Here is a 20,919-nt window from a genome sequence, read left to right as displayed (position 1 = left end):
TTATGAGAATATTAATACGCGTATTTTCTATTATGTTGTTAAGCTTATTATTTTCAACAGCAGCTTTTGCGCACCAGTTAAGCACCGGCTACATTACGCTTAATAGCAACAATACAGCTCAATACAGCGGCAATTGGGAAATCAATGTTGCAGATTTAGAGCACGTTATAGCACTCGACTTAGACCAAAACGCCAACATTACCTGGTCTGAAATAAAAGCAAAACGCGACTCAATTGACGCATTTATAAAAAACAATCTTATCGCAGAACAAAACGAACAAACTTGCGCACTCACTGTAAATAACAATTACCAGGTAAGTGAGCACTTTAATCAGCCTTACTTGGTATTACCTGTGTCATTTTCGTGTTTAACAAATAACGAGATTACGCTTAAGTATTCAGCTTTTTTTCAAAATGACGCAAATCATAAAGTCATTGTTAATGTGAATAACATAGCACGTGTGTTTAGTATAAATGAGCCTAGCCAAACCTTTAATACTAACCAGTCGAGCTATTTAGATACCTTTACAGAATATGTGTATCAGGGCTTATTACACATTTGGATAGGCATCGATCATATTTTATTTTTAATTGCGCTATTACTAACTTGTGTTTTAACCCGTGATAAAAACACCTGGCAGCCCATTAGCTCTAAAAAACACATTATCAAACACACTGCATGGATTGTTACAGCATTTACGCTTGCTCATTCTATAACGCTTACAGCAACAGCGCTTGATTTAATATCTCTCAATACTCGCTGGGTTGAACTAATTATTGCAATTTCTGTATTGTTTGCAGCCCTTAATAATGTTTGGCCCGTTGTTTTGCGTTTAGGCTGGCTGACATTTGCTTTTGGGTTACTTCACGGAATGGGATTTGCGAGTGTACTTGGTGAATTAGGTTTGTCGAGTAACTATCAATTAATGAGCATATTGGCATTTAATTTAGGGGTAGAGATTGGCCAACTAAGTATTTTATTAGTAGCGTTGCCTTTATTAATTGCATTTAGAAAAACCGCTTGGTATGTAAAATGGTTAATGCCTGCAGGGTCTATAGGTATTGCCGTTGTGGCTCTAAACTGGTCTATTGAACGTTTTTGAACATAACTATACCCATTCGCCTAATTAAGTGATCTATTTTGAAGATGGAAAAACGTCTTGATAGCTAGGAAAACAATTCGCTATTTAGTTGTTATCGGCAATTTCTACTGTATTGCTCTGCATTCATGCAGTCGTAAATGAGAGTTTTTTAACGTAAATAGCGAGGCGTTTAGCCCCACAAAATGATTAAGTATTATTGCGGCTTGGTATTACTTTAAACGGTTGTTAATACTATAAACCCGCTAATATAGCGGGCGTATAGTTTATGCATTTTAATAGCACTATTTTAATCTTCAAACGGCAATAACAACGTTTTCATTGCCGGGCGAAGCGCAATTAAAACTGTCTCTTCGGTAAGTTCGGGGTAAAGCACTTTTCGCAAAAGTAAGCCTGCCATTACTGAAAAAATAACATTAATACGGCTTTCTAGCTCTACCTCATCTATGCCTTTTATCACACTGCGTTCACTTATAAGCAATTGGCGCATTCTATTTCGCGCTTGCGTGTCGGCATCACGTAATAGTTTAGCTACCTTTACGTTTCTACCAGCTTCAGCGAGCATTTCTAAATCAACCGCACATTCACCGGTATCCATATGCCTTTGAACGCCGATATTTAAACCGTTCAATAATACTGTGAGCGTATCTTCTGGTTGCCCTTCAAAATGCTCAAATATAGAAAACATTTCTTCCATATCTTTTTCAATAATACTTTCTATAATGGCTTCTTTACTTTCAAAGTAGTTATAAATATGCCCGGCACTCATTCCTGCTGTTCTGGATATTTCAGCCATACCTGCAGCATGAAAGCCTTTACGACGAAAGCATTCAGCCGCCGCAGTTAAAACCTGATCACGACGCGCTTTGGCTATCGCTGGATCTGTCTGTCTTTTAGTTTTCATACAAAGCTCCACTGCCAAGTGATTAGACTCGACAATAAGGCAAATACTTAATCATTTTGAAATACGCCTTTCACTCATAAATAAGTATTTAGCCCTATATAAATCTAGTTAATTAGCTGCAAAAAGGTGTTTACAGCTAAAACCCTTACTTAGTTGGTTTGATCGCTTTTCTCCCAGCCACCGCCCACTACTTTATACAGGCTAATTTGGCTAGCTAACAAAGCCTGTTGACCCAAAATTTGCTGTTGCTGTGCACTGTACCAGCTGCGTTGTGCATCAAGGACTTGTAAATAGCTATCAACACCTTTATCGTAACGCGCCTTTGATAGCGAAAACGTAGACTCTCGGCTTTGTAGTAACATATCAAGTGCACTTAATTGCGCTTGATAGCCTTCGTTGTCTGCTAAGGCATCGGCGACTTCGCGAAATGCTTGCTGAATTTTTTGCTGATAAGTAACTACAGCAATTTGTTGGTCGGCCTTAGCAACATCTAGCTGAGCTTGGTTTCTGCCCATATTAAAAATAGGTAAAGTAACTGATGGAATAAAACTCCACGTACCCGAACCTGCATCAAATAAATCACTTAAATCGTTAGAGGCAGTACCCGCATTAGCCGTTAAGCTAATACTGGGGTAAAAAGCAGCACGCGCTACACCAATGTTGGCATTAGCGGCCAATAACTGATGTTCTGCTGCTTTAATATCTGGGCGTTGAGTTAATAAATCAGAAGGTAAACCAACCGGTATTTTAGGCAACGCTAATAACGAGTCCAGCACCTTATTTGGCAGAAGTTCAGGGCTTACTGGTTTTCCTACTAATAAATCAAGTGCGTTTTTATCGCGCTTTAATAAACGTTTATACGTTGCAATATCAACCTTTGCGCTGGCAACGGTACTTTTCAGTTGCTCTAACGTAATTTTAGATGCTGCGCCTAAATCAAAACTTTTTTGAGTAAGCCCAAGCGATGCTTGTTGCGATTTTAACGTTTCCTCAGCAAGCCCAAGTAACTGTTGATCGGTTGCATAATTAAGCCACGCATTAGCCAGCTCTGCTACCAGCGACACTTGCGTGCTGTATTGAGTAAGCTCAGTAGAGTATAAATTTTGCAGCGCTTGTTGAGTTTGGTTACGAACCTTACCCCATATATCTAATTCGTAAGAGGTAATACCTACAGTAGCACTGTATTGCGAGCTTATAGTGGCCTCATCAGTACTTGTTAAACTTGCAGGCAGACGCTGGCGAGTGCCCGAACCATTAACATTTAAGGACGGATACAATACTGAGTTTTCTATTTGATACAACCCACGTACCCGCTGTACATTGAGCATCGCAATTTGCAGATCTTTGTTATGCTCAAGGCTTTGACCTATAAGCACCTGTAATTTTTTATCGCTAAAAAACTGCTGCCACTTTAATGTGTTAACTGTGGCTTGCTCTGTTTGAACTGAATACGTTTCGGGTACTGGCAGCGCTAAATTTTGCTGTTCAGGTGCCAACTGGCAACCACTTAAAGCAGCCAACGTAAGCACACTCAACGAAAAGGTTTTTATATGCATTATGCTGTCTCCTCGTTAGTGTTTTTTTCTTTTGCAGGGAATACACGGCGTACTAATACAAAAAACAACGGCACAAAAACAACAACCAAAATAGAAGATGCGAGTGTTCCACCAATAATTGAAATGCCTAATGCGTTTTGCGCACCAGAGCCTGCACTTGATGCAATAGCGAGTGGAATAACACCACAAATAAAGGCCATTGAAGTCATTAAAATTGGGCGTAAACGCAGCCTTACTGCAGCCACAGCCGCTTCAACTAAATCAAGCCCTTCGTCCATTTTATGGATAGCAAATTCCACAATTAATATGGCATTTTTAGACGCTAACCCTATCGTAGTTAATAAGCCCACTTGCAGGTAAATATCGTTTGATAATCCGCTACCCAATGCAGCCATAGCAGCACCAAATATACCTAACGGAACAATCATCATAACCGCAAACGGTACCGACCAACTTTCATAAAGAGCCGCTAAACATAAAAATACAAATAACAACGACAAACCATACAATAAAGGTGCTTGGCCGCTGCTAGAGCGTTCTTGAAATGAAATACCGGTCCATTCAGACGAAATACCATTTGGCAGCTGTTTTACCAAACGCTCCATTTCATCCATTGCTTGTCCTGTGCTGTAACCAGGTGCAGCGGTTCCTTGTATTTCCATTGCTGAAAAGCCATTGTAACGCTCTAAACGCGGCGAACCATAAGTCCAATAGGCCGTTGCAAAGGCAGAAAACGGAACCATATCACCCTCATTATTACGTACATACCACTTATTTAAATCTTCAGGCACCATTCGAGATTCAGCATCGCCTTGCATGTATACTTTTTTAACACGCCCACGGTCAATGAAGTCATTTACATAACTACTACCCCAAGCCGTAGCAAGGGTGTTATTAATATCGGTTTGCGACACACCCAATGCTTGTGCTTTAGCTAAATCGGTATCGAGTTGTATTTCTGGCATATCTTCTTGACCATTAGGGCGTACACCAGCCAATATCGGGCTTTGGCTTGCTAAACCTAATAGTTGATTACGTGCTGCTAAAAGTGCATCGTGGCCCAAACCTACACGGTCTTGTAAAAATATATTAAAACCATTTGCTGTTCCCAGTTCTACAATTGCTGGTGGTGGAAAAGCAAACACAAACGCTTCTTTAATACTGGAAAAGTACCCCATAGCTTTACCTGCTACACCTTGCACAGATAAATCGTCACGTTGGCGTTCATCCCAATGCTTAAGATTAACAAACCCTATTGCTGAGTTTTGGCCAGAACCTGCAAAGCTAAACCCGGTAACAGTAAAAATACCGTTTACTGCTTCAGATTGTTCGTTCAAGTAGTGGTTTTCTACTTTTTTAACCACTTCAAGTGTTTGCTCGGTTGTAGAACCCGCAGGTAACGAAACTTGGTTAAATAATATGCCTTGGTCTTCATCTGGTAAGAATGCGGTTGGTAAATTTGAAAACACATAAGCCATTCCACCTACAATTAAAAAGTATATAACAAGGTAGCGTTTAGCATGTTTGATCATACGGCTCACAAAGCTTTGCGCACCCGAATTTGTTTTGTCGAACCCGCGGTTAAACCCTGTAAAAAATTTACCAAATAACGACTTATCATTATGAACATGGCTAGGCTTCAAAAGCGTTGCACACAGTGCCGGCGTAAGTATAAGCGCCACAAGTACCGATAAACCCATAGCAGAAACAAGGGTAATTGAGAACTGACGATAGATTATGCCCGTTGAGCCGCTAAAAAAGGCCATCGGAATAAATACAGCAGAAAGCACCATTGCAATACCAACAAGTGCGCCTTTAATTTCGTCCATTGATTTGCGGGTTGCATCAAGCGCTGAGAGTTTTTCTTCGGTCATCAGTCGCTCTACGTTTTCTACAACAACAATGGCATCATCAACTAGTAACCCGATGGCAAGCACCATGGCAAACATGGTCAATGTATTAATTGAGTAACCAAAAGTGTATAAAATACCAAACGTACCCAGCAATACCACTGGCACTGCAATTGTTGGAATAAGCGTCGCTCTAAAGTTTTGTAAAAACAAGTACATAACAACAAACACCAACACAACCGCTTCTATAAGCGTATGAATTACTTTTTCAATTGAAAGCGCCACAAATGGTGTAGTGTCGTAAGGCACAACCGCTTCAAGTCCCTCAGGAAAAAATGGCTCTAATTCGGCAATGGCATCTTTTACACCCTGCGCAGTATCAAGCGCGTTGGCGCCACTGGCCAATTTAATCCCTAAGCCAGAAGCTGGTTTTCCATCATAACGCGCGACAACCCGGTAGCTTTCACCACCTAGCTCAACACGGGCAACATCACTCAACTTTACAAAAGAGCCATCTGCATTGGTTTTAACTAAAATATCTCTAAATTGCTCAGGAGTTTGTAAGCGGCTTTGCGCTGTCACAGTCGCGTTGAGTTGCTGTCCCGCCACCGCAGGCATAGCACCTAGTTGCCCAGCCGACACTTGTGCATTTTGAGCACTGATAGATGCACTTATATCTGCAGGCGTTAATTTATAATTTTGAAGCTTAGCCGGATCTAACCAAATACGCATTGCATACTGCGAGCCAAATAACTGTACTTCACCCACACCTTCAACACGCGAAACAATATCTTGCACGTTTGATGACACGTAGTCGCCAATATCAATGTTGGTCATGCTGCCATCTTTAGACATAAACGCATAAACCATCAAAAAGTTACGGGCTGACTTTGCAACCACAACACCTTGCCTTTGCACGGCTTCAGGTAATAGTGGCGTTGCAGTAGCTAACTTGTTTTGTACTTGAACCTGAGCAATATCAGGGTCGGTTTCAGCGCTAAACGACAGTGTGAGCGTTGCTGAACCGCTAGACTCTGACGTTGACGACATGTATAACAAGCCATCTAAGCCTTTCATTTTTTGCTCTATAACTTGTGTAACAGTATCTTCGAGCGTACGCGCCGATGCACCTGGGTAGGTAGCCGTAATACTTATTGCTGGCGGCGCTATAGACGGATACTGCGCAATAGGTAAACTTTTAATTGCTAATATACCTGCTAGCATCACTACTATGGCAAGTACCCAAGCAAATATAGGTCTATCGATAAAAAATCGTGACATGTAAATTCTCCGTTATTGCGCTTTAGCAGTTTGAACTTCAGATGGGCTAACTGGTGCGCCTGGGCGAATTTTTTGCAGCCCTTCTACGATCAGTTTATCGCCTTCCATTACACCATCGGTTACAAGCCAATTAGATCCAATGGTGCGATCTGTTTTCAAAACGCGGCTCTCTACAGTATTGTTTTTGCTAACAACCATTGCGGTAGGTTCACCTTTCGAGTTTCGACTAACACCGCGCTGTGGAACTAAAATAGCGTCGTTTTTAACACCTTCAACAATTGAGGCGCGAGCATACATCCCTGGAAGTAGTAACTTTTCAGGGTTAGGAAATTTAGCGCGTAATGTAACCGAGCCTGTACTTGGGTCAACTGTCACCTCAGAAAACTGTAAAGTGCCTTTATGAGAATATAAAGAGCCATCTTCCATAGTGAGTTCAACATCGGTTTGACTGGTTGAATCCACACTTAGGTCGCCCGAAACAATCGCTTTTTTAAGCTTGGTTAATTCGCTACTCGACTGCGTTAAATCAATATAGATAGGATCAAGTTGTGTAACTGTTGCCAAAGAAGTGGCTTGGTTGGCACTTACTAACGCACCTACGGTGACATTCGATTTACTAATTTGCCCACTAATAGGCGAAGAGACATGACTGTATTCTAAATTAATTTTTGAGGTTTGCAGCTGCGCTTGAGCAGTAAGGAGTTCTGCTTTTGCTTGCTTGTAGGCTGCATCAGCCTCATCGTAATCTTGCTGGCTAACCGCTTTAATTTTTAATAATTCACTATAACGAGACGCTTTAGCTTTACTGCTTGCAATGCTTGCTTCAGCGCGGGCAACAGCAGCTTCACTTGCCGCTAAGTTAGCCTCAAATGTAGCAGGGTTAATTTGATAAAGCGCTTGGCCTTTTTCTACTTGAGACCCTTCGGTAAATAAACGTGATTGCACAATACCGCTTACTTGCGGGCGTATTTCTGCAATTTGAAATGCACTAATACGTCCAGGCAACTCTTGCCTTAAAGTTAGCGATTGTTTTTTAAGCGTAATAACCCCTACCGGCACAGCTTTAGGAGCAGGTGCCTGCGACTGCTCTGTCACTTGGTCACAACCAGTCAACGCAACTGAACCTAGGAGAACTGAAAATACAAATAAAGCGGTGCTAGAACGCTGCATGTTAAATACCTTTAATTTAGAGTGAACGATCATTCTAAATTAAATGTTAGTGAGAATACATCTTAATAAGCTGATCTTTACACAAAATTACACTCAATTATGCGACCTCATACTTAATCACGAAGTAATGTTAATAAGGCTTTTATAATAAATATTTGCACCTACAAGCTAACTATAGTGCTCAGCGCACTGTATTTTTTAAAAATAGAAAAGTACTTACGCAAAAACCTTCTTTGTTTAAATTAAAGCCTAAAAGTACATAGTGAAGAGATTTTAATATTATATTTCAGTTAATTAGAGGTATGAGTCATTTAGCCAGATACCCATTAGGCCATAGCCAAATACAATTGTTATAACGAACAAATTTATAAACTTTCATTAACAAAAAAGCCAAGGCGAACTTGGCTTTTTTATACATGACGTGGTTAAGCGTTTATAAAGAGATAAGGATGGCAAGCTTTAAACTAATCTAGATACAAGCAATTGCTCTACACGAATACCTTCAACATCAACAACTTCAAATTTAAAGCCCGCATAACTAATGTGTTCAGCGCGTTTTGGTATACGCTTCATTGTGTAAATTAAAAAGCCTGCCACCGTCTCAAAATGTATTTGCTCTGGGAACTCCTCTATATCAAGCACTTTAGCTAAATCGGTAATTGGCGTCAGTCCGTCAACTAACCACGAGCTTTTATCTCGCTCGATTATTAGTTCATCCCCTTGGTGAGTTATTAAATCTCCCATAAAGCCTTTCATTAAATCTTTTACAGTAACAATACCAACAAGCAGCGCGTATTCGTTTACTACAATAGCAAATGGTTTAGCGGCGCTTTTAAATGCATTTAACGCCTCTGATAAACTTAAGGTTTCTGGTAAGTAAAATACATCGGTATCAACTAATTCGTCATTGATGTTAGCAGCTTCACCTTTGAGCACTTGGCGTAAAATATCTTTTGATTCAACAGAGCCATGTAATTTGTCTAAGTTACCCGTCACAACTAAAAAATGATTATGCGGGTGATCAATAATTTTGGTCGCAATGTCATGGCTACTTTCGTTTAAATCAAAGTACACAATTTGATCCCGCGGCGTCATTACGCTTGATAAAAAGCGTGCTTCTAAATCAAAAACATTACCTATTAAATCATACTCTTGTTTTTGCAAACTACCATACTCAGCGCCAGCTTCCATCATAGCAACAATGTCTTCTGTGGTTACATTATCTTCACGCTCTGCGGGGACTTTAAACAGTCGCAGTACAAAGTTAGTTACGCCATTAAAAAACATCACTAAAGGCGTTAATGCAAATGTAACCCAACGCATTATGTTAACGACCTTAACGGCGACAGCTTCTGGCATGATCATCGCTAATCGCTTTGGCATTAAATCGGCGAATAAAATAAATAACGAGGTAATAGTAAAAAATGAGAATAAAAAGCTAATTTTCTCTACATATGCACCCTGATAAAATAAAACCAATACTTTTTCAACGTATGGCGATAATGCTTGTTCACCTACAATGCCACCTAATATAGCGATAGCATTAAGTGCTATTTGTATCATGGCGAAGAACGCGCCCGGATTTTCTTGCAGTTTTAATACCGCAGCTGCATTTAAACTGCCTTCGTCTGCCATTACGCGAAGTTTTATTTTTCGTGACGCTGCAATTGCTATTTCCGACATAGCAAACAACGCACTGATCAAGATCAAGAGACTAATCCCGATTAAATCACCCATTTAACGCTCCAAAAAGTTAGCGCTTTTTATATAAAAAGCAGCTGATTATAGTCGCTTTTTTAATCGCAGCAATTGATATTTTTACTTTATATTTTAGTAATTATTATTCAAATAGTTAGGCAGTTTTAAACGATTAATTTAGAGGGTTATTGAGGTCAAATGCGTGGGCTAATTTCTTAATTATTTGTGGATCCATATTTGCATTACAGGCAAAGTACAAAGGAGCTTGCGTAGTATTTAAGTCAAATACCGGTTCGAGTAAATTTAACTTCGGTTCTGTTTTAAGGCGGTAATTAAATTGTTTTTTACTAAGCACCACAAAATCAAGAATTTCACGGCGTGTGCTTATCAACTTATCTATCTTATCTAGGTTATCGATAAGTAACAAATGACGGTTTTCATTAAAGCCGCGTTCTCGTAAGTAGTGGTGGCTAAAATTGTCTTTGAGTACAGCAATTTTATAACGCTTAGCGTCATTTAATGTATTGAGTTTGATGCCACGAGATTTGAGGGCAAATATTGCTGACTCGAATGGTTCAAGCTTTGAAACCCATACAAACTTGTCTTCTCTTTGAGGTAACCGAACAATCGAAAATATACAGGTGTTTTTATCTCGCAAAGCGGCGTTGTATGACACAGTCCAATTATTAGCAGATAAAGAATAATTAATATCGGTCTTATCTAGTGCATTTTTTACTTTTTCAACAGAGCGACCGGCCAACTTATTATTTGCATCAATATACTGAAAGTCAGGAAACACCTCCGTCACTATGTTAATTTCGTGTGCTTTTACCGTCGAACACAACACGCAAAGTAAAAAAACAAATCCCTTCATTGGGTAAAAGCCTCAACTAAATTAGTGCAACTATTCAATAAATATAGTTGAGGCTTTGTAGACTGCTAGTTTTGAGTATTTAATAAAATAAGATTAAGCCAATAGCATTAGTTTTGAAGCACTTATTTATTCATCGCATTAATTAAAAACGCTGAAATTTTTGCGCCTTCTTTTAATGTTGTCTCAGAACTTGCTTGGCCCACAAGTGAACTGTCGGTAAATGGTGCTATTTCCATCATATCAGCGCCCGTAATTGGAAATTCATCGGCAATGGCTGATAAAATGTCTAGCGCGTGCTTTGGTGTTAAACCGTTATCTTCCGGTGTACCGGTTGCAGAAGCAAATTCGGCATCGAGTGCGTCAATATCAAAACTTACATACACTTCATCAACCTTATCCGCTTTTAGTTGCGCGATAGTCTCTGCAGCAACAGCGGCTGCACCGCGTTCAATAATTTCATGCGCCCAATGTTGCTTAACCCCAAATGTGTTTTCCCAGTGTGATTTTGGTTTTCCACTTGAACGTATACCAAATTGAATTAAGTGATGGGGTGCAGGTAAAAACTCTAAAATATGTGTACACCAAGAGCCAAAACATAAATCTATACCCAAGCGCTCCACAAGCAAATCGGTGTGCGCATCAAAGTGAATAATAGCCGTACGCTTCCCTTGCTCGCGTTTTGCTTTTAAATACGCTTTGGTTAATGGATAACTAATAGAGTGATCGCCACCAATACCAAAAATACCTTTATCTTTAAACGTGGCATAAAAGCTGTCGCACACATCTTCAGTAATTGATAACGGACTTACGTAGTAGTCGTTATTTTCGTTTCCGTATAGCGCTTTTTGGCAATTAGAGATGGTTGTGTCGTTTAGGTACTTGTCATGTAACAAATGTGGAATAACACGCACATCGCCTAAGTCGAACGAATGACATTCAGGGTGCTGATCAATTAATGCTGAGCGAACAAACAAAGGCCCCCAATTGGCACCACGTAAAATACCGCCACCACAATCAGAACTAATTCCAAGCATTACCGCTTTATGGGGAGAGTGAGGCAACTCATTTAACGATTCGCGCCATAGCGTATCTACATTTTCGGTTTGACCATACAGTTTATTTCGAAGTGCCGCTTTTCGCTCTTTTGCAGTATTAACGGTAAAAACACCATCGCCAGGAGCACATAAGCAGTGCTCTGCTTTACTATTAAATGCTTGAATTTCTTGACTCATAATAAATCCTTATGAATTGTTCAGTGCGTATTTTAGTGATTATTTATGCAAAACGATTAAACAGGCCTAAACTTTAAATAATTAAAAGATTAAAAATTTTCTTTGTCTGTATGATTAAAAACCCTTTCAAAACCAACTTAAAATAAAAACATAAACAACTGATATTTAAAAACTTTTAATTAATGCAGGCAATTATCATTTATGACTAACCACTTAGTTGAGTGATACTTATAATGCTTGCGCACACAAGTCAACCGCACAAGTAAACCAGCAATCCATGGGTGTGCTTGAATATTCATAGTTGATGAATAAAATACGCTAAGGCCCTATTTTACTGGCTTAAACAAGCACTCAATTATATTAATACGGACATACGTCCTGTACTTAAGAAAGGTTTCTAGCAATTATGCTAGATTGATAAAAATTATTTTAAAAAGGCTTAGATATGGAAAAGGTATTTCACTTAGGACTATGTATTGACGATCTACAAGGTGCAAAACTTGCGATTGTGCCCGGTGACCCAGATCGCGCTGCACGTATTTCTCAATTCCTAGACAACCCAACCTGCCTTGCTCAAACACGTGAGTTTCATGTTTATCTAGGTCAACTAAATGGCCACTCTGTGGTTATATGCTCAACCGGTATTGGCGGCCCATCTACATCGATTGCAGTAGAGGAACTTGCTCAATTGGGTGTGCGTCAATTTTTACGCATTGGTACTACGGGTGCTATTCAGCCGCATATTAATGAAGGTGAAATTTTAATTAGCCAAGCGTCTGTACGTTTAGACGGTGCAAGCCAACACTTTGCACCACTTAGCTACCCTGCTGTGTCTGATTTTTATGCAACACAAGCCATGGTTGAAGCTTGTAAAAACTTAAACATTGACTTTCATATTGGTATTACTGCATCTAGCGATACATTTTACCCGGGCCAAGAACGCTACGACACACACTCGGGTTATGTACCAAAAGCATTCCAAGGTAGCTGTGAAGAATGGCAAAAGCTGGGCGTAATGAACTACGAAATGGAGTCGGCCACATTATTCACTATGTGTGCAGCTCTTGGCTTGCAAGCTGCCTGTGTTGCCGGTGTATTAGTTAACCGTACTCGTCAAGAAATTCCTAACGTTGACCACGGTGAAATAGAAAGAAAATCAGTGGCTGTTGTATTAGAAGCCGCCAAGGTGCTACTAGGTTAATTTTACTTTATAAGTAAAATTAATATGAAAAAGCACAGCTTATTAGCTGTGCTTTTTTGACTCTACTTAAGCGCAGCGCTAATTATTTTTAGCTCTGGCAAATCAGTAAATCCCGATAGTACCGCCTTCGAAACACCCGCTTGATTTTCGTGCCCTTTAGTTTCTAAAAGTGTGATGCCTTTCACCGTCTCTTTATCAAAACTAAGGCCAGCTAAAAAGAACTGACTCAACGCGCTTTGCAGAGGCGATAAACTTGGGCTATAGGCTGCGTTTTCTGCATAACTGCCGTAAAAATCCCCATTATTAAATGTACTTACCTTGACCGCACTAAAATTTTGGCTGTACGGTACATACGAATTTAACGCAAAGCCAGCAAAAGCCTCTTCGATCTGTTCGTCATCAAAAACCGCAAGCTGAGGCTTTGGGTTAAACAAGCTAAATTCGTTACCCAAATCGGTTGGTCCAAACGAGTGAGGTAAGAGCTCTGCCAATTTAAAATGTTGACTTGGAAGTAAAATATCAAACTCTTTCGCATCGGCTAATTCATTCATAAATTGGCGACAGTAGCCACACGGAGCGTCGCTTATAGCAATTTTAAGAATTTTTTTAGCACCATTTAACCAAGCATTATTAATGGCAGACTGTTCTGCATGAACAACGAGGCTCAGTGCTTGATGATCAAACTCTACATTAGCGCCAAAATAAAAATTAACTTGTTGCTGATCATCTATAGCTTTTACAATTGCACCAACATGAAAATGTGACACTGGAGCCACTGAAAACTCAGACGCTAAGGGTACTAAACCTTGTAACAGTGAATCGACAGAAACATTAAACTCTTTGCAAAGCTGTTCAATGTTGTTGGTGTTTAATATGCCGCGTTGCGACTTTAATTGGCTACGTAAGAACGCGGTTTGCGCTACGTTTAACGTGATATGAGAATTTGTAAGGGCTGTATCTTCTTGTACAGTAAAAGTTGCTGAAGCCATAATGTATTTTAATTATTCAATGGCTAAGTAGTTTAAAAGTTTAAGACCCAAATTGCTAGGGCCTGTTGACCTTTCAGGCTTAAAACTTGTTCAAACTAGAGACAATTTAATCGTGGCGCGAGGTTTGTAACCTAGTGGGCTAAGTAAAACCGAGCAAAGCTTCCTCAGGCAACAAAGAGTTAATCGCACCTAGAACGAACCTTCGGGCAACACGTGTTTGGTATTCATGCTGCGTTATCGCCTATTTATTGGGAATAAACACACTACATAGGCGCTGCCTTGCCTAAGTACTAAACGCATTGCTGAAAATTTAACCCTGAAAGATAAACAGGCCTAGGTTATTAAACACAAAAAAAGGGAACACGGCGTGTTCCCTTTCTAAATAACAAACGTTAACGATTAACCAGTATTACGCATACCTGCAGCAATACCCGTCATAGTGATCATTAATGCATTATCGATATCACCTTCGTTGTGCTCCTCGTTAGAGCGAGCACGGCGAAGCAATTCAACCTGCAAGACATTGAGCGGATCGGTGTACGGGTTTCGTAAACTAATCGACTCTTTTATCCAAGGCTGAGCTGCAAGTAAGCTTTTTTGCGGGCTTAACGACTGCACAAGCTCAATGGCTTCTTCAAGCTCTTTTCGCAACGTTACACCTAACGGCTTGTACATATCTTCCACCAGCGCATTATCATAGTGCTCACTTAACCAACTATCGGCTTTACTAAATACCATTTCAAGCATTTCTAAACGAGCTCTAAAAAATGGCCAATTGAGGCTCATTTCGTTTAGTGTTTCTAAGCCATATTGGTCTAGTGCCTTTTTTAAGCCTGTTAACGCACCTAACCAAGCAGGCAACATTAACCGGTTTTGACTCCATGCAAAAATCCATGGAATAGCACGTAAACTTTCAACGCCCCCATTAGGGTTGCGTTTTGCAGGGCGAGAGCCAAGCGGAAGTTTAGAGAGCTCTAATTCTGGCGTTGCCATTCTAAAGTAAGGAACAAAGTTTTCGTCGTGGCGAACAACATTGCGGTAATGCTCACACGACTGCTCACTAATAAGCTTCATAACTTCGCGCCATTGTGGTTTAGGCTCTGGCGGTGGTAATAAGTTACTCTGCAGTACTGCCCCTGCATATATATTTAAGCTTTGTAGTGCTACATCTGGCAAACCAAATTTAAAGCGTATCATTTCGCCTTGCTCTGTTACCCGTAAACCACCTTTAAGTGAGCCTGGCGGTTGCGAATGCAGTGCTTGTGCAGCCGGTGCACCACCTCGGCCAACAGTCCCTCCTCTGCCGTGAAATAACACAAGTTCAATGCCGCGCTCGTCTGCAAGCTGCACGAGTTTATCCATTGCTTCATATTGAGCCCAACCTGCTGCCATCATACCGGCATCTTTAGCCGAATCTGAATAACCAATCATTACATTTTGCGTATTTTGAATATGGCCGCGGTACCACACGTTATCGAGTAGCGTCGTGATCACGTCGCTACCATTATTCAAATCGTCTAATGTTTCAAATAATGGGGCAACTGGCAATTCAAAACTACAGCCGCTTTCTTTAAGAAGTAACTGTACAGCTAAAATATCGGATGCAGTGCGTGCCATTGAAATAATATACAAACCAAATGTTTTTTCATCTTGCTTTGCAATTACATCGAAGGTGTCGAGCACTTCTTGTACATCAGGGCTTGGTTGCCAATGCTTAGGAATAAGCGGACGACGCGAATTAAGCTCCGCTAGTAAAAATGCTTGCTTGTCTTGCTCTTGCCACTGGTTGTAGTCCCCTAATCCTAAATAGCGCGTAAGTTCAGAAAAAACGTCGCTGTGGCGTGATGAATCTTGACGTACATCCAGTTTTGCCAAACGTAGGCCAAAACTGTTTAAACGATGCATTAAATCAAGTAGTAAGCCATCGGCAACGACTTTCATGTTACATTTTAATAATGAACGATAACATACCTCAATTGGGTGCTTAAGCTGGTTAATATCAGTAACAAGATCTTCTGCGTCAGTGCGTTTGTGCTTAATTTTTGCACCTAGATGCGCCACTGTTTCAGACACTTCGCCTTTAAGCTTTTTAAGCACAGTGCGGTAGGGTTCAAAGTCTTGGCCTGCCAACTCAATGAGTTCGTCGCTGGCGTCAGACATAGATAGCTCAGCGCATAACGTATCAATATCTCGGCTGTATAAATCAAGTGCCATCCAGCGACCATGGTCAAGAACTTGCGAAGTAACCTGTGCAGTAACAAATGGGTTACCGTCTCGGTCTCCACCCATCCAAGAAGTAAATTCAATTGGGCTGTAGTCAATGGGCAACTCTAGACTTAATTGCTCTTTAGCATGCTCCGAAAACTCACGTAAAAAACGCGGTACAGCATGCCAAAGGCTATTTTCAATAACTGCATACCCCCATTTAGCCTCATCAACAGGCGTTGGGCGCGAACGACGAATATCGTCTGTATGCCACGCTTGGCTTATTAACTGAGCAATTCTATTTAAAATAGCTTCGCGCTCATGCTCCAAGTTATCTTTTCGCTCAAGCGATGCTAAACAATCGCTCAACTCAACGTGCTTGTTAATAATTGTACGGCGTGTAACCTCTGTGGGGTGGGCCGTTAGTACTAAATTAATGTGGAGTTTTGAGAGTGTGTCAGCAAGGTGGTTAGAGTCTAACTGACCTTCTTGTGCTTTAGCGGCTAACGTTTTTAATGTTTGAGTGAGAGGGTTTTGCTGGCCAAGACCAGCGTCATTAAAACGCGATACAGTATGAAACTGCTCTGCCACATTGGCTAAATTTAAAAAATGATTAAATGAACGGGCAACCGGTAAAAGCTCTTCATCACTAAGGGCATGTAATACTTCAATTAACGCCTTGCGATCGTCTTCATTACCACTACGAGAGGATTTTGATAAAGCGCGAATTTCTTCTACTTTATCTAAAATTGCTTGGCCTTGGGCATCTTTTATAGTTTGACCTAATAATTGTCCAAGTAGACCTACATTACCTCGCAGGGCGGCATATTGTTCACTCATTTCTCAGTCTCCTTTGTTTCATGGAGGACTATTAATATCATTAAGAGCGCATATTTAATAGATCCATTTGCAATGTCATGTCGTAAAAAAGTATAGATAAAATAATCACAAAGCATTGGTATGATCATTTTTTACGACGGTAACTGCCCCCTGTGTAGCACTGAAATGCAACAGTTAAAACAAGCAGATAAACACAGCTTAATTACCCTTGAGGATTTAAATGCTGCCGATTTTAGCGAGCGCTACAGGCATATAAACAAAAACCAAGCACTTACGTACCTACAAGCGCAACTAAAAAATGGCGAGATAATTTATGGGCTAGACGTAACGTATCAAGCTTGGAAAACAGTTGAAAAACACCGCTGGTTGAAACTTTTTCGCTTGCCGGTTATTCGTATTTTTGCAGATTGGGGCTATATTTTTTTTGCAAAACACAGGCACTCTATAAGCAGGTTGTTAATGCCTAACACCCAGTGCAACAACGGCCAGTGCGCCATAAAATCAAAAGGAAAAAAATGAAGACAATTATTCTTTTTGGCGCTAGTAGCGCGATTGCTAAAGCCTACGTAAAGCACCTTCAAAACCAAACAATTGAATTTAACATCATATGCGTCAGTTCAAGTAACCATGTTCCACAAGACAGTAACAACATTACTTTTTACAATACTGATTACTCTGCGGATAGCTTATTTGGCCTCACTCAACTTTTAAAAGATGAGCAAGCCGACATACACCAGGTAATAATGTTTAACGGTAAGTTACACAACTCCGAGCACATGCCAGAAAAAAAGCTTGAGGACATCAACGCTGATTATTTTAATTTGTTACTAAACGCAAATACGCTCACCCCATTGCTCTGCTTACAAAGCGTTTTGCCTTTAATCAATCATAAAACGCACTGCACTATAACTGCCTTAAGTGCACGAGTAGGTAGTATTAACGACAACAAAATGGGAGGCTGGTACACTTATCGGGCATCTAAATCAGCCCTTAACATGTTATTTAAAACTGCTGCAGTAGAGCTTGCTCGTCGTGCAAAGAACACCAAGCTTGTGCTATTTCATCCCGGTACAACTGACACTGACCTATCTAAGCCTTTTCAAAAAAATGTACCCGAAGGCAAATTGTTTACACCTGAATTTGTAGCACACCAACTTTTTGACTTAACAAATAACAACCCTGATTTAGAACTAAATGGCGAGCCAGCTTATTTAGATTGGCAAGGCTCAACTATACCGTGGTAAGGATTTAAAATGCATTTTACTAAAGCGCGTATCGACGCACTTGAAAAACGTACTCGTACACATTTAATAAACTCGTTATCTGGGTTTAAAAGTGCAAACCTAATAGGCACACAAGACCTACTAGGCAACACTAATTTATCGATTGTTAGTTCGGTTATTCATTTGGGTGCTCACCCTCCCCTCGTAGGTATGATAATGCGCCCACACAGTGTACCGCGCCATACGTTTGAAAATATATTACAAACGGGTGTTTACACTATCAATCAGGTAAATAAGTCTATTTATAAACAAGCGCATCAAACCTCAGCACGCTACGACAAAGACGAATCCGAATTTGAGGAAACAGGGTTAACACCTGAGTACTTAAATGAGTTTTCGGCTCCTTTTGTCAAAGAGAGTCGCTTAAAATACTCAGTAAAATTTGTTGAAAGTAAACATCTTGAAATTAACGGAACTGAACTAGTGATTGGTGAAATTGTCGATGTGTATTTAGATGAAACCGCTCTGCAAAGCGATGGATTTCTAGATTTACAAGCCATTGATACTGTCGCGGTTACAGGCCTTGACAGCTACCACACAGCAAATAAATTAACGCGCCTTCCCTACGCAAAAAAATAACTTTTAGGGGTGTATTTCACCCCTTTATCATGGCAAACACATAAGCCAACTTAGCCCCAACGCACTCACAATCCCAATCGATGTTGCTAATCGCAGAACATTGAATTTTAAAAATGCATTGCGCACAATAGCGAAAATTCCAAGGAGAATCCCATGAGCACAATCGGTATTGGCACGCAAACCCCAGAGCAAGCATTGGCCAGCTTAAGTAATATGACCCAATCGTTAACACCTATTCAGACTGACGAACACATTGAACGTATAGCAAAAGCACAAGCTTATATGACAGCTAATAACATTGATGCAATTTACCTAAATGCAGGGACCAACCTCACCTACTTTACGGGTATGAAGTGGTATGCGAGTGAACGTATGGTTGGCGCAATTTTACCTGCGATTGGTGAAGTACAGTACATTGCACCTTATTTTGAAATTGGTACTCTAGATGGCTTTAAAGTGATTGAAGGGCCCATACACGGCTGGCAAGAGCACGAAAACCCTTATGCGCTATTTGTTAGCGTATTAAAGCAACTAAACATTAGTGACGACGCCACCATCGGCATCGATGAAAGCGCACAGTTCTTTATATTCGATGGTATTAACAAAGCGCAAAAAGGATTAAATATAATCAATGCGCAAGGCGTTACTGCACATTGCCGCATGCACAAATCAGTTAACGAATTAGCACTTATGCAGTGCGCAATGGACATGACCTTAGCCGTTCACCAAGCCACTGCGAGTATGCTTTACGAAGGTATTACCACCACAGAAGTAGAAGCCTTTATAAAAAAAGCGCATCAAAAAGTAGGCGCTCCGGGCAACTATTTTTGCATTGTACTGTTTGGTGTAGCAACGTCGTTTCCACATGGTGTTAAAGATGCGCAAGTGCTTAAAAAAGGCGATATGGTATTAATAGATACTGGCTGTAAAGTACACGATTACCTTTCAGATATAACCCGCACCTATGTATTTGGTGAACCAACACCGCGCCAGCGCATGTTTTGGGATCACGAAAAAGCAGCGCAACTGGCCGCATTTAACACCGCAAACATTGGCACTACATGCGAAGATGTTGACGCAGGTGCTCGTAGCTATTTAGCGGCTCAAGGGTTGGGGCCGCAGTACCAAACACCGGGTTGCCCGCATCGAACTGGCCATGGTATTGGTTTAGATATTCACGAATGGCCATACTTAGTTGGCGGTGATAAAACCCCACTTGCTCCAGGCATGTGCTTTAGTAACGAGCCAATGCTAGTGATACCCGATGAATTTGGGGTGCGTTTAGAGGATCATTTTTATATGACCGACAACGGTCCGCATTGGTTTACAGAGCCTAGCCACAGTATCGACGACCCATTTGGGCTTAACGCTTAAAACTTAATACCTCAAAGAGCAGTCGTTTAGCTGCTCTTTTTATTTTATTCGTTGATAAAGTCCAGTTCATCCCAATATCGTTTGTTATACCAAAGCAATCCGCAAAAGGATGAATATGAAAAATTTTAAAATTGATATCGTGTCAGACGTAATGTGCCCATGGTGTGTGGTAGGTTATAAAAATCTTGAGACAGCACTTGGCCAACTTAAAGACGAAATGAGTGCAGATATTACATGGCATCCTTTTGAGCTAAATCCAGATATGCCAGTTGAGGGGCAAGACTTAAACGAGCATTTAATGCAAAAGTACAACCTAACGGAAGAACAAGGCGATGAAAATCGTAAAAACATGTTTGAAGCAGGAAAGCGTGCTGGATTTACGTTTAACTTTGATGGCAAACGTATCATGATCAACAGCTTTGATTTGCATCGTTTATTAATGTGGGCACGTGAAGAAGGTAAGCAAACCGAGTTAAAACTCGCCTTTTTTGAAGCGCACTTCACCGATTTAAAATACTTAAACCAAGAAGACGCTCTGCTTGATGTTGTCGAAAGTGTTGGCCTTGATAAAGAAGAAGCCCGAAATATTTTGCACTCAGACAAATACGTTCAAGCTGTACGCCAAGAGCAAAGTAACTTTAAACAAATGGGTATTACCTCAGTCCCTACGTTTATCATAAACGATAAATACGCACTCACTGGCGGACAACCAAGCGACTCATTTATTCAAGCGCTAAAACAAATTAGCGAAGAAGAAGCCAAGCAAGACGCTTGATATACAAA

Annotated in this window: 16 protein-coding genes; 7 read left to right on the top strand and 9 right to left on the bottom strand. The window is 40.5% G+C overall.

Going from position 1 to position 20,919, the window contains the following annotated elements:
• The first annotated feature begins 2 nt into the window (after window positions 1-2).
• Entirely contained in the window at window positions 3-1,103 is a 1,101-nt protein-coding gene (locus PS1M3_RS18555) for a HupE/UreJ family protein (RefSeq protein WP_203987416.1), read from the top strand.
• A gap of 286 nt (window positions 1,104-1,389) precedes the next feature.
• Here the strand turns inward: PS1M3_RS18555 and PS1M3_RS18550 are convergent, their stop codons facing one another.
• From PS1M3_RS18550 to PS1M3_RS18520, 7 genes are all read right to left on the bottom strand, one after another.
• A complete protein-coding gene (locus PS1M3_RS18550; protein WP_203987414.1) occupies window positions 1,390-2,004 on the bottom strand; it encodes a TetR/AcrR family transcriptional regulator in 615 nt (204 codons plus the stop codon).
• A 149-nt stretch (window positions 2,005-2,153) separates the two neighbouring features.
• Window positions 2,154-3,560, bottom strand: coding sequence for an efflux transporter outer membrane subunit (locus PS1M3_RS18545; RefSeq protein WP_203987412.1), 1,407 nt, complete (start codon window positions 3,558-3,560; stop codon window positions 2,154-2,156).
• On the bottom strand, window positions 3,560-6,691 hold the full coding sequence (locus tag PS1M3_RS18540) for an efflux RND transporter permease subunit (protein WP_008126229.1): 3,132 nt from the start codon (window positions 6,689-6,691) through the stop codon (window positions 3,560-3,562). Before PS1M3_RS18540 ends, PS1M3_RS18545 begins: the two co-directional genes overlap by 1 nt.
• A 12-nt stretch (window positions 6,692-6,703) precedes the next feature.
• Window positions 6,704-7,861: an efflux RND transporter periplasmic adaptor subunit gene (locus PS1M3_RS18535; protein WP_203987410.1), complete on the bottom strand. Its 1,158-nt coding sequence runs from the start codon at window positions 7,859-7,861 to the stop codon at window positions 6,704-6,706.
• Between the two features lie 459 nt (window positions 7,862-8,320).
• Window positions 8,321-9,598, bottom strand: a complete 1,278-nt coding sequence (locus tag PS1M3_RS18530; RefSeq protein ID WP_008126225.1) for a hemolysin family protein — start codon at window positions 9,596-9,598, stop codon at window positions 8,321-8,323.
• Window positions 9,599-9,731: 133 nt separating this feature from the next.
• Window positions 9,732-10,433 (bottom strand): ABC transporter substrate-binding protein, encoded by a 702-nt coding sequence (locus PS1M3_RS18525; RefSeq protein WP_203987408.1) that lies wholly within the window; start codon window positions 10,431-10,433, stop codon window positions 9,732-9,734.
• A 122-nt stretch (window positions 10,434-10,555) separates the two neighbouring features.
• Window positions 10,556-11,665: an arginase family protein gene (locus PS1M3_RS18520; protein ID WP_203987407.1), complete on the bottom strand. Its 1,110-nt coding sequence runs from the start codon at window positions 11,663-11,665 to the stop codon at window positions 10,556-10,558.
• Window positions 11,666-12,110: 445 nt separating this feature from the next.
• On the opposite strand from PS1M3_RS18520, the gene udp reads away from it, so the two are divergent.
• Entirely contained in the window at window positions 12,111-12,866 is a 756-nt protein-coding gene (udp, locus tag PS1M3_RS18515; RefSeq protein WP_138739625.1) for a uridine phosphorylase, read from the top strand.
• Window positions 12,867-12,928: 62 nt separating this feature from the next.
• On the opposite strand, the gene cdd is transcribed toward udp, so the two are convergent.
• Together cdd and ppc are read right to left on the bottom strand one after the other, a co-directional pair.
• Window positions 12,929-13,855 carry a cytidine deaminase gene (gene cdd / locus PS1M3_RS18510; RefSeq protein ID WP_203987404.1) on the bottom strand — a complete coding sequence of 309 codons (927 nt, stop codon included), beginning with the start codon at window positions 13,853-13,855 and terminating at the stop codon, window positions 12,929-12,931.
• A gap of 399 nt (window positions 13,856-14,254) precedes the next feature.
• Window positions 14,255-16,900 carry a phosphoenolpyruvate carboxylase gene (gene ppc / locus PS1M3_RS18505; RefSeq protein WP_203987402.1) on the bottom strand — a complete coding sequence of 882 codons (2,646 nt, stop codon included), beginning with the start codon at window positions 16,898-16,900 and terminating at the stop codon, window positions 14,255-14,257.
• 120 nt (window positions 16,901-17,020) lie between these two features.
• Between ppc and PS1M3_RS18500 the strand changes: the two genes are divergently transcribed.
• From PS1M3_RS18500 to PS1M3_RS18480, 5 genes are all read left to right on the top strand, one after another.
• A complete protein-coding gene (locus PS1M3_RS18500) occupies window positions 17,021-17,419 on the top strand; it encodes a thiol-disulfide oxidoreductase DCC family protein (protein WP_203987400.1) in 399 nt (132 codons plus the stop codon).
• Entirely contained in the window at window positions 17,416-18,144 is a 729-nt protein-coding gene (locus PS1M3_RS18495; RefSeq protein ID WP_203987397.1) for an SDR family NAD(P)-dependent oxidoreductase, read from the top strand. The genes PS1M3_RS18500 and PS1M3_RS18495 overlap by 4 nt, the downstream gene beginning before the upstream one ends.
• Window positions 18,145-18,153: 9 nt before the next feature.
• On the top strand, window positions 18,154-18,762 hold the full coding sequence (locus PS1M3_RS18490) for a flavin reductase family protein (protein ID WP_006791655.1): 609 nt from the start codon (window positions 18,154-18,156) through the stop codon (window positions 18,760-18,762).
• 153 nt (window positions 18,763-18,915) lie between these two features.
• Window positions 18,916-20,136 (top strand): Xaa-Pro peptidase family protein, encoded by a 1,221-nt coding sequence (locus PS1M3_RS18485; protein ID WP_203987395.1) that lies wholly within the window; start codon window positions 18,916-18,918, stop codon window positions 20,134-20,136.
• A gap of 115 nt (window positions 20,137-20,251) precedes the next feature.
• Window positions 20,252-20,911: a DsbA family oxidoreductase gene (locus tag PS1M3_RS18480; protein WP_203987393.1), complete on the top strand. Its 660-nt coding sequence runs from the start codon at window positions 20,252-20,254 to the stop codon at window positions 20,909-20,911.
• Window positions 20,912-20,919 lie beyond the last annotated feature (8 nt).

It is taken from the genome of Pseudoalteromonas sp. PS1M3 (assembly GCF_016865405.1).
Lineage (GTDB): Bacteria > Pseudomonadota > Gammaproteobacteria > Enterobacterales > Alteromonadaceae > Pseudoalteromonas > Pseudoalteromonas marina.
Note: the sequence above shows the minus strand (reverse complement) of the source record. Positions and strands in the feature narration are given on the sequence as shown.